The organism is Caulobacter sp. GW821-FHT09B11, from assembly GCF_059418205.1.
The window spans coordinates 1-12,123 of sequence record NZ_JBWKPK010000009.1; the positions used below are offsets into that span (position 1 = coordinate 1).

The 12,123-nt window shown below is 69.0% G+C and carries 16 protein-coding genes; 10 read left to right on the forward strand and 6 right to left on the reverse strand.

Annotation, left to right across the window (positions count from 1 at the left end):
- Positions 1 to 202 precede the first annotated feature (202 nt).
- On the reverse strand, positions 203 to 436 hold the full coding sequence (rpsU, locus tag AC07N1_RS08490) for a 30S ribosomal protein S21 (RefSeq protein WP_487292076.1): 234 nt from the start codon (positions 434 to 436) through the stop codon (positions 203 to 205).
- Positions 437 to 618: 182 nt separating this feature from the next.
- Here rpsU and AC07N1_RS08495 point away from each other — a divergent pair, with 182 nt between their 5' ends.
- Complete coding sequence (locus tag AC07N1_RS08495) at positions 619 to 1,278, forward strand: COQ9 family protein (protein WP_494671397.1); 660 nt, start codon at positions 619 to 621, stop codon at positions 1,276 to 1,278.
- A gap of 164 nt (positions 1,279 to 1,442) precedes the next feature.
- On the opposite strand, the gene AC07N1_RS08500 is transcribed toward AC07N1_RS08495, so the two are convergent.
- Genes AC07N1_RS08500 through purE form a run of 3 tightly spaced genes read right to left on the reverse strand, consistent with a single transcriptional unit; the run spans position 1,443 to position 3,740 of the window.
- Positions 1,443 to 2,147, reverse strand: coding sequence for an aspartate/glutamate racemase family protein (locus AC07N1_RS08500; RefSeq protein ID WP_494671398.1), 705 nt, complete (start codon positions 2,145 to 2,147; stop codon positions 1,443 to 1,445).
- A 1-nt stretch (position 2,148) separates the two neighbouring features.
- Positions 2,149 to 3,243, reverse strand: coding sequence for a 5-(carboxyamino)imidazole ribonucleotide synthase (locus AC07N1_RS08505; RefSeq protein WP_494671399.1), 1,095 nt, complete (start codon positions 3,241 to 3,243; stop codon positions 2,149 to 2,151).
- Positions 3,244 to 3,248: 5 nt separating this feature from the next.
- Positions 3,249 to 3,740 carry a 5-(carboxyamino)imidazole ribonucleotide mutase gene (gene purE / locus AC07N1_RS08510; protein WP_494671400.1) on the reverse strand — a complete coding sequence of 164 codons (492 nt, stop codon included), beginning with the start codon at positions 3,738 to 3,740 and terminating at the stop codon, positions 3,249 to 3,251.
- 261 nt (positions 3,741 to 4,001) lie between these two features.
- Between purE and AC07N1_RS08515 the strand changes: the two genes are divergently transcribed.
- Together AC07N1_RS08515 and AC07N1_RS08520 are read left to right on the forward strand one after the other, a co-directional pair.
- Positions 4,002 to 4,724 carry a GGDEF domain-containing protein gene (locus AC07N1_RS08515; protein ID WP_494671401.1) on the forward strand — a complete coding sequence of 241 codons (723 nt, stop codon included), beginning with the start codon at positions 4,002 to 4,004 and terminating at the stop codon, positions 4,722 to 4,724.
- Between the two features lie 164 nt (positions 4,725 to 4,888).
- Positions 4,889 to 5,344, forward strand: a complete 456-nt coding sequence (locus AC07N1_RS08520; RefSeq protein WP_199228406.1) for a chemotaxis protein CheW — start codon at positions 4,889 to 4,891, stop codon at positions 5,342 to 5,344.
- 169 nt (positions 5,345 to 5,513) lie between these two features.
- On the opposite strand, the gene AC07N1_RS08525 is transcribed toward AC07N1_RS08520, so the two are convergent.
- Positions 5,514 to 6,812, reverse strand: a complete 1,299-nt coding sequence (locus AC07N1_RS08525; protein WP_494671402.1) for a lytic murein transglycosylase — start codon at positions 6,810 to 6,812, stop codon at positions 5,514 to 5,516.
- 131 nt (positions 6,813 to 6,943) lie between these two features.
- Between AC07N1_RS08525 and AC07N1_RS08530 the strand changes: the two genes are divergently transcribed.
- From AC07N1_RS08530 to AC07N1_RS08560, 7 genes are all read left to right on the forward strand, one after another.
- Entirely contained in the window at positions 6,944 to 7,351 is a 408-nt protein-coding gene (locus AC07N1_RS08530; RefSeq protein ID WP_494671403.1) for a DUF805 domain-containing protein, read from the forward strand.
- Positions 7,352 to 7,503: 152 nt separating this feature from the next.
- Complete coding sequence (gene ykgO, locus AC07N1_RS08535; protein ID WP_004616427.1) at positions 7,504 to 7,629, forward strand: type B 50S ribosomal protein L36; 126 nt, start codon at positions 7,504 to 7,506, stop codon at positions 7,627 to 7,629.
- A complete protein-coding gene (locus AC07N1_RS08540) occupies positions 7,629 to 8,246 on the forward strand; it encodes an HAD family hydrolase (RefSeq protein ID WP_494671404.1) in 618 nt (205 codons plus the stop codon). Before ykgO ends, AC07N1_RS08540 begins: the two co-directional genes overlap by 1 nt.
- A 75-nt stretch (positions 8,247 to 8,321) precedes the next feature.
- Positions 8,322 to 8,591, forward strand: coding sequence for a nucleoid-associated protein GapR (gene gapR, locus AC07N1_RS08545; RefSeq protein WP_494671405.1), 270 nt, complete (start codon positions 8,322 to 8,324; stop codon positions 8,589 to 8,591).
- A 53-nt stretch (positions 8,592 to 8,644) separates the two neighbouring features.
- Complete coding sequence (locus tag AC07N1_RS08550; RefSeq protein ID WP_494671406.1) at positions 8,645 to 8,986, forward strand: hypothetical protein; 342 nt, start codon at positions 8,645 to 8,647, stop codon at positions 8,984 to 8,986.
- Between the two features lie 70 nt (positions 8,987 to 9,056).
- Positions 9,057 to 9,554, forward strand: a complete 498-nt coding sequence (locus AC07N1_RS08555; RefSeq protein WP_494671407.1) for a hypothetical protein — start codon at positions 9,057 to 9,059, stop codon at positions 9,552 to 9,554.
- A gap of 55 nt (positions 9,555 to 9,609) precedes the next feature.
- Positions 9,610 to 10,386: a tellurite resistance TerB family protein gene (locus tag AC07N1_RS08560; RefSeq protein ID WP_494671408.1), complete on the forward strand. Its 777-nt coding sequence runs from the start codon at positions 9,610 to 9,612 to the stop codon at positions 10,384 to 10,386.
- A 3-nt stretch (positions 10,387 to 10,389) separates the two neighbouring features.
- On the opposite strand, the gene AC07N1_RS08565 is transcribed toward AC07N1_RS08560, so the two are convergent.
- The gene (locus AC07N1_RS08565) at positions 10,390 to 11,850 is read right to left on the reverse strand and encodes a sigma-54-dependent transcriptional regulator (RefSeq protein ID WP_494671409.1); all 1,461 of its coding nucleotides are present in this window, start codon (positions 11,848 to 11,850) and stop codon (positions 10,390 to 10,392) included.
- Between the last annotated feature and the right edge of the window lie 273 nt (positions 11,851 to 12,123).

Sequence of the window (12,123 nt, forward strand, 5' to 3'; positions counted from 1 at the left end):
CCCCCCCCCCCCGAGACTGGGCGCCGTGCCGGCGGTCGCCCCCTCCGTCACGTCGCCGATGGCGCCGCGCCACCTCCCCCGTTGCACGGGGGAGGCGCCTTTCGCGCAAAACAAAACCCGCGCCGGTCGCCCGGCGCGGGTTTCGTCTGTTTTCGGGTGCGTGGAACGCGGAGGCGCGAAGATCCGCGCCTCGACGGCGCTCTTAACGCGTAGCCTTCTTCGGCATCGGCAGCAGGCCTTCGCGCTGAGCGCGCTTGCGGGCCAGCTTGCGAGCGCGACGGACAGCTTCGGCCTTTTGACGGGCGCGCTTTTCCGAGGGCTTTTCATAATGCACGTGACGCTTCATCTCGCGGAACGAGCCTTCGCGTTGCATCTTCTTCTTCAGGGCCTTGAGGGCCTGATCGACGTTGTTGTCGCGGACGAAAATCTGGACCAGGGGTGACTCTCCATTCGACGGCCCGACCAATTTCCCAAGTCCCTCTTGAGGGGCCGGGCGGGCGAATAAAAACCTTACGCCCTGAAAGGGGTGCTTCCGGGCGACGAGGGGCGGCAGATAGCAGAGGCGAGGGCGCGTGTCCATGCGCGACGAGCGCTAAACACCGGTGTAGACTCGGATTCATGAGCGACGCCGCGACCAAAGCCACGCAGGACTGGGCCGACAAGGCCGAACAGAAGGTGCTGGACGAGGCCCTGCGCCTGTCGCCGCGCCTTGGCTGGAACGCCGCCCTGGCCCGCGCGGCCGCCGCGGCGGCCGGTTTGTCGCCCGGCGAGACCGATCTTCTGCTGCCCCAGGGCCCGCGGGATCTGGCCGCCCTGCTGGCCCGCCGGCACGACGCCCAGGCCATGGCGACGCTCGGAAAACTCGATCCGGCGGCGCTGAAGATTCGCCAGAAGATTCGCGAGGGCGTCATCGCCCGCATCGACGCGGCCGCCCACGACAGCGAGGCCGTCCGCCGCTGGGCCGCCTTCATGGCCTTCCCGACCAACCTGCCGCTGGCGCTCACCTTGTTGTGGGAAAGCGCCGACCAGCTGTGGCGCTGGGCCGGCGACGTCGCCACCGACGAGAACCACTATTCCAAGCGCGCCATCCTGTCGGGGATCCTGGTCTCGACCCTGGCCGTCGATCTCGCCTCGGGTCGCGACTCGGCCCTCAAGCACCTGGACGCCCGCATCGACGGCGTGATGGCCTTCGAGAAGTGGAAGGCGGGCGTGAAGGTTCCGAACCTGGCGGCGGAGTTCCTGACCGCGCTGGCGAAGATGCGGTACGCCAGATCCTGATCCCTCTCCCCTTGCGGGAGAGGGTGGCCCGCGAAGCGGGTCGGGTGAGGGGTCGACAGGCCTTTCCGCCGCGACAACGGAACGACCTGGCGTGGCGTCTTGCTTTTGAGAGACCCCTCATCCGTCGGCTTCGCCGACACCTTCTCCCGCAAGGGGAGAAGGACCTAGGAGCCCAGCGCCCGCTCCACGGCCGCCAGCGCGTGCAGGGTCGTGGTGTCGAACACCGGGACCGGGCTGTCGCCCTCCCCCACCAGCAGCATGATCTCGGTGCAGCCCAGGATGATCCCTTCGGCGCCGGCTTCGACCAGCCGGGCGATGACCTGGCGATAGGCCTGGCGGGACTCCTCGCGCACCACCCCGGCCACCAGTTCCTCGTAGATCACCCGATGGACCAGGGCGCGGTCGTCGGCCTCCGGAACCAGCACCTCCAGCCCGAACCGCTCCTCCAGACGTCCGCGATAGAAGGCGTGCTCCATGGTGAAGGCCGTGCCCAGCAGGCCGACCTTGCGCAGGCCCGCCGCCTGGATCGCCGCGCCGGTCGGGTCGGCGATGTGCAGCAGCGGCAGGTCGACAGCCGCCTGAAGCTCTCCGGCCAGGCGGTGCATGGTGTTGGTGCAGAGGACCAGAAAGTCGGCCCCGCCCCGCTCCAGCGCCTTGCCGGCCTCGACCAGGCGCTCAGCCAGCGCGTCCCAGCGGCCGGCGTGCTGCAGGGCCTCGATTTCGGAGAAGTCGAACGACCACAGCAGGCACTGGGCGGACGCCGTCGGCCCGCGCCGCGCCCGCACCGCCTCGTTGATCAGTCGATAGTAATGCGCCGAGCTTTCCCAGCTCATGCCGCCGATCAGGCCGATGGTGACCTGACCGCCCATCTCAGCCCTCCAGGGGCCGCAGGCGGTTGACGTGGCCCATCTTGCGGCCCGGCCGGGCCTCGCCCTTGCCGTAGAGGTGGATGCGGGTCTCGGGCTCGGCGGCCAGCTTCTTCCAGGCGTCGACCTCGGGGCCGAGCAGGTTGGTCATCTCCACCCGGGCCAGCGGCGCGGTGGGGCCCAGGGGCCAGCCAGCGACGGCGCGGATGTGCTGTTCGAACTGGTCGACCTCGCAGCCGTCCTGGGTCCAGTGGCCGGTGTTGTGCACCCGCGGGGCGAACTCGTTGACCAGCAGCTTGCCGCCGGCCAGCTCGAACAGCTCCACCCCGATCACGCCCACATAGTCGAGGGCGGTGAGGATCTTGGCGGCGATGGCCTCGGCCTGGTCGCGCTCGGCCGGGGTGACCTTGGCCGGGGCGATCGTGCGGCGCAGGACGCCGCCCTCATGGTGGTTGTCCGACAGCGGGTAGCAGACGATCTCGCCGTTGCGGCCGCGCGCGGCGATCACCGACAGTTCGCGGCCGAAATCGGCCGGGGCCTCGAGGATGGCCGGCTGGCGGCCGATCTTCTCGAAGGCGGCGACGGCGTCGCCCGGACGCTGGATCCAGGCCTGACCCTTGCCGTCATAGCCCTCGCGACGGGTCTTCAAGAGACTCGGCGCGCCGATCCTGGCGACGGCGGCCAGCAGGCTTTCCTCGTCGTCGACCGGGGCGAAGGCCACGGTGGGCACGCCGATCTCGGCCAGGAAGGTCTTTTCGACGACACGGTCCTGGGCGGCGGCCAGGGCGGCGGCGCCCGGGGCGACCTCGCAGCCCAGGGCCGTCAGCTCGGCGACGGTGTCGGCCGGCACGTTCTCGAACTCGTAGGTCACGACCTGGCAGGCCTCGGCCAGGCGCTTGAGCGCCCAGCGGTCGTCATAGGCGCCGACGATCTGGCGGGCGGCGACGCGGCCAGCCGGGCTGTTCTCCTCGGGATCGAGGATCACGACGTCGAAGCCGAGCCGCGAGGCGGCCTGGGCCAGCATCCGGCCCAGTTGCCCGCCGCCGAGGATTCCGAGGGTGGAGCCGGGGGGCAGGGGAAGAGCCGGAGAGGCGGTCATGATCTTTAGTCCTCGACGCTTTCGGCGACGCTGTCGGTCTGGGCCGCGCGCTGGGCGTCCAGGCGGGCGGCGAGCGCGGGATCGGCCAGCGACAGGATCTGGGCCGCCAGCAGGCCGGCGTTCCTGGCGCCCGCCTCGCCGATGGCCAGGGTCGCCACGGGGATGCCGCCCGGCATCTGCACGATCGACAGCAGGGAATCGAGGCCGCTGAGGGCCTTGGACTGCACAGGCACGCCCAGCACCGGCAGCGGCGTCATCGACGCCACCATGCCCGGCAGGTGCGCGGCGCCGCCGGCCCCGGCGATGATCACCTGGAAGCCGGCCGCCTTGGCGCCGGTGGCGAATTCGACGAGGCGCTGGGGCGTGCGGTGGGCCGAGACGACCTTGGCCTCGTAGGCCACGCCCAGCTCGTCGAGGGCGTCGGCCGCCTTCTTCATCGTCGGCCAGTCGGAGCGGCTGCCCATGACGATGGCGACAGGCGGCGCGGACGTGGTCATCGGCGTCTTCCTAGAACGACGAAGGCGCCAGGGCGGCCCCTTGAATCGCGCGCCTTATAGCGGGTCGCTTCCCCAGGCCAAAGCCCGTTCTCGGACGTTTTTCATGTCGCTTCCGCAGGTTGCGCGGGCTTTGGCGCGCTTGGGGCGCCCCGCCCCTCGCCTGCGGCGTATTGGCGCCGGCCCCGGCCCGCCATTGTCATGGTTAACGAGAAAACGCAGATTTCCATTCAGCTTGACCGAAAGTGATTCGCTGCACCTCCGATGAAGATCTCAGGCGCCCGCACCGAAACCTTCTCCGCGATCCGCCGTCGGGCGCTCGCCGACGCCGCCGGCGTGTCGGCCGCGCCGCGCGGCAGCGTGCCCGTCGACAAGGCCGGCTTTCTCGGTTTGGAGCCCGCCGACCTGACGCCCCAGGTGCAGGCCGCCCTGCAGACCCTGATGACCGAGATCGACGATCTTCGCTCGGAAGTCTCGCGCCTGAAGTACCGCCTGACCGAGGCCGAGACCCTGGCCGACATGGACGTGCTGGCCCCAGTGCTGAACCGCCGCGCCTTCCTGCGCGAGGTCCGCCGCGTCTCGTCCTTCGCCCAGCGCTACGGCTCGCCGGCCAGCCTGGTGTTCTTCGACCTCGACAACTTCAAGGCCGTCAACGACCGCTTCGGCCACGCCGCCGGCGACTCGGCGCTGAAGGCCGTGGCCGAGCGCCTGCTGGCCAATGTGCGCGAGAGCGACATCGTCGGTCGCATGGGCGGCGACGAGTTCGCCGTGCTGCTGGTCCAGGCCGACAAGGCCACCGCCGAGATGAAGGGCGAAAGCCTGGCCAACGCGATCCGCAACGTGCCCGTCCAGTTCGGCGAATGGAGCGCGCCGCTGCACGTCTCGTTCGGCGTGCGCGAGATCGAGGCCGGCGCCGAGCCGGAGGCGGCCCTGGCCGAAGCCGACGCGGCCATGTTCCTCAAGAAGCGCCTGCGCGCGGCGAGCTGACGCCCGTTCCTTGGGCGCCCATGGACGCGGCAGGGGCGCGACAATCCGCCTCGCCTCGAAAACCACCGGAAAACTTCAGCATTAACCGTTGTTAAACGGCGCCCGGGCTCTTGTGGCAGGCGAGCGGAGACGTCCGCGCAAGCCTTCCAATTCCCGGGGATTTCCTGATGACCGACCAAGCCGAACCGGCCCTGGAGCTGATCTCCTTCTGCATCGGCGAGCAGGAGTTCTGCATCGACGTCAAGACCGTCCGCGAGATCCGCGGCTGGACCCCGGCGACCCCGATCCCGCATGCGCCGGGCTTCCTCAAGGGCGTCATCAACCTGCGCGGCGCGATCATGCCGGTCATCGACCTGCGCAACCGCCTGGGCCTGGGCGTCACCGTCCCGGAAACCCGCCACGTCATCGTCGTGGTCGAGTGCCATGACCGCCTGGCCGGCATCCTGGTCGACGCCGTGTCGGAAACCTTCACCATCACCCGCGACCACCTGCAGCCGGCCCCGGACATGGGCGCCGACGAGCTGCGCTTCGTGCAGGCCATCCTGTCGGTCGACACCCGCCTGATCACCTATCTGCGCATGGACGACGTGTTCCCGCCGCAGGTCAGCCAGGCGGCGTAAGACCCTTCTCCCCTTGCGGGAGAAGGTGTCGGCGAAAGCCGACGGATGAGGGGTCGCACCCACGAAAAACGCCGCGGCAGCTGCACAGCTGCCGCGGCGTTTCGCGTTTGAGACACCCCTCACCCGACCCCGCTCCGCGGGGCCACCCTCTCCCGCAAGGGGAGAGGGATCAGGTGATGGCCGCCTGGGCCTTGAGCTTCACCACCATGTCCGACGACAGGTAGCCGTCTGCCGGCAGCTGGCGGCTCTGCTGCCAGGCGCGCAGGGCCTTGCGGGTGCCCGCGCCGATGACGCCGTCGGCCGGGCCCGGATCGAAGCCCAGGCGCGCAAGGGCGATCTGGGCGGCCATGCGGTCGGCCAGCGACAGCGGCTGCTCCACCGGCCAGGGCGCGACCAGCGGCCCGCCGCCGCCGAAGCGGTCGGCCAGCAGGCCGATGCCCAGGGCGTAGGAGGTGGAGTTGTTGTACTTGCGGATCGCGAAGTGGTTGGGCAGGGCCAGGAAGGCCGGCCCGGCCGCGCCGGCGGGCAGGATCAGCCCGGCGGGCTGAGCGGCGTCAGCGGCCGTCCAGGGCAGGCCGTCGGCCCGCTTCACGCCCTTGGCCTCCCACCACGACGGAACCTCGCGCGGACCCTCGGCCAGGCTGTAGTCGAAGCCGGCCGGCAGGATCACTTCCCTGGCCCAGCCCACGCCCGGCTTCCAGCCGCCCTTGGCCAGCAGGTTGGCGGCCGAGGCCAGGCTGTCGGCGTCGCTGCCCCAGATGTCGCGGCGGCCGTCGCCGTCGAAGTCGACGGCGGTGGAGAGATAGCTGGACGGCAGGAACTGGGTCTGGCCCATCGCCCCCGCCCACGAGCCCTTCAGCTGGTCGCGGCGGTCCTCGCCCGAGGCGATGATCTTCAGCACCGCGATCAGCTCGCCCTCGGCCCAAGCGCGGCGGCGGCCGTCGGCGGCGAGGCTGGCCATCGAGCGCACGACGTCGAAGTCGCCCTGGATCTTGCCGAAGGCCGATTCCATGGCCCAGACGGCCAGCAGGATGTCGCGCGGCACGCCGTAGCGGCTCTCGACGGTCGGCAGGAACGCCAGTTGATCGCGCTTGGCGCGGCCCACGGCCACGCGGTCGTCGCTGATCACGCCCTTGATGTAGTCGCCGACCGGCTTGGAGAATTCCGGCTGGCGGCCGTCCAGCGAGATGACGCGCGGGTTCGGCGTCAGGCCGTCCAGCTCGCGATCGACCACCGCCTGGGGCACGCCGGCGGCCACCGCGCGGGGCTTGAAGTCGGCCAGCCAGGCGTTGAAGGCGGCGACCTGGCCGCCGGTCTCGATCGCCGTCACGGCGCTCGGCTGGGTCGGGGCGGCGGGCGCCTGCGCGGCCGGAGGCGGGGCGACCGGGGTCGACGGCGCCAGCGGCGCGTTGACGGTCGTGTCGGCGCAGCCGGCCAGCAGCAGAACGAGGAATACGCGTTTATCCATGCGGGCAGGCTACCGGGGTTCGTGCGAAAGCTTCAATCACAAGGACGCCAGGACGCGGTGAGTTCCCGCCTTCGCATCGCCACCGGCGAAGCTTTGTTCTAAGGGCTTGGCCGAACTGGGAGTGCTCGCACGTGCAATTTCTGAAGGGCCGGATCAACCGCGCCACCTATTGGGTCATCGTCGGCGTCGCCATCGCCGCGGCCCTGATCTCGGCCCTGGTGTTCAAGCGGCCGATGCCCGCCGCCCAGGTGGTGCTGCTGATCGCCGCCGCGCCGCGCCTGCACGACCTGGGACGCAGCGGCTGGTGGGCCGGCGGCTTCTTCATCGCCGAGACGGCCCTGATCTTCGGCGGCGGCTTCATCCTGCCGCCCCAGCCCTATCAGAGCGCTCTGGGCGTGGCCGTGCTGCTGCTGGCGGGCCTGCTGGTCGCGCTGGGCGCCCTGCCCGGCAAGAACGCCGACAACCGCTTCGGACCGCCTCCGCCCAAGGGCCTTTCCTTCAAGCCGGCCCCGCCTTCGCAGGCCCAGGCGGAGGCCTGAGAGCCACAGCGCGCAAACGCCGCGCGCGAAAGGCCCCAGGTCGATTGACTCTCGCCCGGGTCTTGCCTATACGCACGCCCTCCGAAACATCCGGATGTTCCGGCGAGTCCTCTTGGCGCGCCCGAACCTCTCCGCTGAAAACAGAGACGGTCATGAAGGTTCGCAGCTCGCTGAAGTCGCTGAAGGGTCGCCACCGCGACTGCAAGATGGTGCGCCGCAAGGGCGTCATCTACATCATCAACAAGACCGACCCGCGCTTCAAGGCCAAGCAGGGCTAATGACCCTGCCCGCGTCTCCCAGGGCCATGCTCTGGGACGTCGGCAATGTCATCGTGCGCTGGAACCCGCGCACGCTCTACGCGAAGATCTTCAAGGAACCGGCCGATCTCGACCGGTTCCTTTCGCATGTCGGGACCATGGACTGGCACAGCGAAACCGACCGGGGCCTGACCTTCGGCGAGAACATCGCCCTGCGCGCCGCCCAGTTCCCCGAGCACGTCGAGCACCTGGCCGCCTGGTGGGACCGCTGGGACGAGATGTTCTCCGGCGCGATCCCCGAGACCGAGTCCCTGATCGAGGACCTGGCCGCCGTCGGCGTGCCGCAATACGCCCTGACCAACATGTCCAGCCAGGCCTGGCCCGGCGTGCAGGCCATGAGCCCGGTCTTCCGCCACCTGCGCGATCCGGTGGTCTCGGCCGTGGAGCGGACCATCAAGCCCGAACGCCGGATCTACGAGATCGCCCTGGAGCGCACGGGCCTGTCGCCCACGGATCTTCTTTTCGTGGACGACAGCGCGGCCAATATCGAGGCGGCGCGGGCGATGGGCTTCCACGTCCACCACTTCGTCGACCCGGCCGCCCTGCGACCTGTGATTCAAGCCCACGGCCTGCTCTGAATCGGCTTTCCCTTCGAGCCCGTCCGCACTAGGTTCCGCGCCTTCCGGTTCCAGCCCCTTTCGCGAGAGATCTCCATGGCCGACGACGCCATCCCGCACGCCGACGTTCTGAACTCCACCGCCCAGGGCCAGCTGAAGTCGATCATCGAGCGCGTCGAGCGCCTCGAGCTCGAGAAGGCCGAGATCATGGAGCAGATCAAGGAAGTCTACCTCGAAGCCAAGGGCAACGGCTTCGACGTCAAGGTGCTCAAGAAGGTGGTCCGCCTGCGCAAGACCGACCGCGCCAAGCGCCAGGAAGAGGACGCCATCCTCGACCTCTACCTCTCGGCCATCGGCGAGATCTGATTTTGAAAAGGCCCTCTCCCCGGAGAGGGCCTTTTTGATGCTAGGCTTGGCCCATGCGCGCCAAGCCGCCCGATCCCCGCACCCAGGCCAGGAAGGCGGCCCTGAACGCCCTGAAGAAGGCCAAGCGGATGGCCGACAAGGGCGGGGTCGAGCTCTCCGACTGGGAGGGCGAGTTCCTGGGCTCGGTCGCCCAGCGCATCGAGACCTACGGCCGGGCGTTCGGCGATCCCGAAAAGGGCGGCGCCGGCCAGGCCCTGTCGGTCAACCAGACCATCAAGCTCAAAGAGATCACCGCCAAGGCCAAGGGCGAGCGCAAGCCGATGCAGCGCGGCAAGGGCTTTTCCCGCCGCGGCCGCCAGCCCGAGCCCGAGACGGCGGAAGAGGCCGAGGACTGAACCTCGCCAAGATTGCCGAACGCCGTTCGCCGCAATAGCCTCGCCGCCGGGAACGGGGAGGAACCGTCCAATGACCATCGACAGCCGCGCGTCAGGCGCGCGCCCGTTCGTGCTCGTCGTCGCGGCGGCGACGCTGGTCGCCGGCACGCTCGACATCACCGACGCCTTCACCTTCTGGAGCGTGACCAAGGGCGTGCCGCCCGAGCGGATCCTGCACGCGATCGCCAGCGGCCTGCTGGGCAAGGCCGCGTTCCAAGGGGGAACCGCGACGGCGGCCCTGGGCCTCGTCCTGCACTATTTCATCATGTCGGTGATGGCGGGGCTCTACGTCGCCGCCGCGCGCCGCCTGCCGGTGCTGGTCCGGCGGCCGGTGCTGATGGGCCTGGCCTACGGGGCGGCGACCTATGTCGTGATGAACTACGTGGTGCTGCCGCTCAGCGCCGTGGCGCCGCCGGCCGCCTTCGCCTGGCCGCGCTTCATCAACAACTTCGGCGCCCACCTTTTGCTGGTGGGCGTTCCGATCGCGTTGGCGGCGCGGTGGGGCGCGCGAGATACGTCGCGGGAGTAAATCTATCGACTCCTCCTCAGATCGTGCTCTAGCTTGAAGGTCAGGGGGAGAAACCATGACCACGCTAAGCATCGATCACTTCGTCACCGCCCGCTCGGCCTTTCACCGGCGACTGTCTGGAGCCAGAGCCGAACGCCTGGGCCGTCAGATCGCCGGCTCAGAATTTGATGACGTCGGCATGGAGGTCGTAGTCGAAGACCCTCCGGCTACGCCCATGGCGTTCCACATCGTTTATGAGGACGCCAAACGCCAACTGTCGGGACGATGCATCACTTTGCGAAACCTCCTCAACGAAGTCGCGGAGGTTCGATTGACCGCCTACTGTCACATGAGACAGTCGATGCGAATGTTCATGGCCTCGCGGATCGTGGAAGCTACGGATCTAGCGACAGGCGAGGTCCATGAAGATGCCCTCGATTATTTTCGAACGCACCCGCTCCTCAGGTACATGGACGCTGACGAGGCAGCGGCAAAGAGCCCCGAACTCCTGGCCGTGCAGGCCTGCCGAGACGAAATTATCATTCTCAGCTTCATAGGTGCCGCTGACGGCGATCTGGACCGTGACGAACAGGACGAGATCGTCAAACACGTTCTGCTGAGCGCGGACGAGCCGCTGCGCGAGAACGAAATACGCCGACGCGTTCAATCATGGGTTCCCGATGAGCGCGCCTTTGAAAGAGCTCTGAACCGCATGTGCCAAGGCGAGGGCAATCCGAAGGCGCTGATGCGCTCGATCCGACGCGTTATCGACGCAGACGGCGAAGTCGACCCCGAGGAAGTCGCCTTCACCTTCGAAATTCAGCGTCGATTTGAAGCAGCCGGACGCCTCTAGCGCTTACGACGCTTCCTTCACGTCCACGTCGATGCCCTGCTCGCGCACCTTGCGATAAAGAGTCGAGCGGCCGATGCCTAAGCGGCGGGCGACTTCGCTCATGTGGCCGGCATAGACCTCGATGGCGTGCTGGATGAGGTCGCGCTCGATCTCTTCCAGGGTCCGCAGGTGGCCGTGGCCGTCGAGGATGCGCACCGGCGCTTCGCCGACCGGGCCGTCGGCGAAGATGGCGGCGGCCTGAATCATCTCCGGCGGGGCCTCGGTCGGCGAGGCCTCCAGCGGCGGGGCCACGACGCCCGAGATGGCCGGGAAGTCGTAGGGCTGGAGGTAGGGCGCGTCGGCCAGGACGATGGCGCGATAGACCGCGTTCTCCAGCTGGCGCACGTTGCCGGGCCAGTCGAAGGCGCAGAGGATCTGCAGCGTCTCGGGCGAGGCCCCGACCACGCGCTTGCCTTCCTCGACGTTGAAGCGGCGCACGAAGGCCTCGACCAGGGCCGGAATGTCCTCGCGGCGCTCGCGCAAGCTGGGCGCCTCCACCGGGAAGACGTTCAGGCGGTAATAGAGATCCTCGCGGAACAGTCCCTGCTTCACCGCGGCCGACAGGTCGCGGTTGGTGGCCGAGACGATGCGGACGTCGACCTTGACCGAACGCTTGGAGCCGATCGGGTCGATCTCGCCCTCCTGCAGGGCGCGCAGCAGCTTGACCTGGACGTCGAGCGGCAGCTCGCCGACCTCGTCGAGGAACAGGGTGCCGCCGTCGGCTTCCTTGAACTTGCCCGAGTGCTTGTCGGAGGCGCCGGTGAAGCTGCCCTTCTCGTGGCCGAACAGGATCGACTCGACGAGGTTTTCCGGGATGGCGCCGCAGTTGACGGCCACGAACGGCTTGCCGGCGCGATCCGACGAGCCGTGCACGGCGCGGGCGATCAGCTCCTTGCCGACGCCGCTCTCGCCGGTGATCAGCACGGGGATCGAGCTCTTGGCCGCCCGCTCGCCGATGCGCTTGACCATGGTCATGGCCGGCGAGGTTCCGATCAGGTCGGCGAAGGTGGTGCGGCCCGAGACGCGCTTGTTGAGTCGGTCGACCTCGCCCTTGAGGTCGCCCATGGACAGGGCGTTGCGGATCGACACGGTGATCCGCTCAGGGCTGGCCGGCTTGATGAAGAAGTCGGTGGCGCCGGCCTGCATGGCCTTGACCACGGTGTCGACGCCGCCGCTGGCGGTCAGCACGATCACCGGCTGGGCGTAGCCGCGCGCGCGCATCTCCTTCAGCGCCTCCTGGCCCGGCAGGCCGGGCATGACGAGGTCGAGCAGGATCACGTCGGCGGGCGCCCCGGCCGCCAGGTGGGCCATGGCCGCGTCGCCGCTTTCGGCGTGGGAGACGGCGAATCCTTCGCGCTCCAGCACCGCCTGGATCAGTCGACGTTGGGTCGGATCGTCGTCGACGACGAGCACCGTCTTGGTCATTGAAGGCCATCCACCAGAACCGGCCGCGCCCGACATGGAGCGAGGCTCTTGTTGGTTCAGAGTGGTACAGCACGGGGGTAAACACCGGCTTTCGGAGAGGTGTCGCAGACCTTAACAGCGAGCCTTAACAACGGTTTACGCTATTCGGCGAAACCTGCTCCTCCCCCGGCTGCGGGGGAGGGGGACCGCGAAGCGGTGGAGGGGGCGAGACTGGGCTGGGCAGCGGCGGGGGGGGGGGGGGGGGGGGGGGGGGGGGGGGGGGGGGGGGGGGCG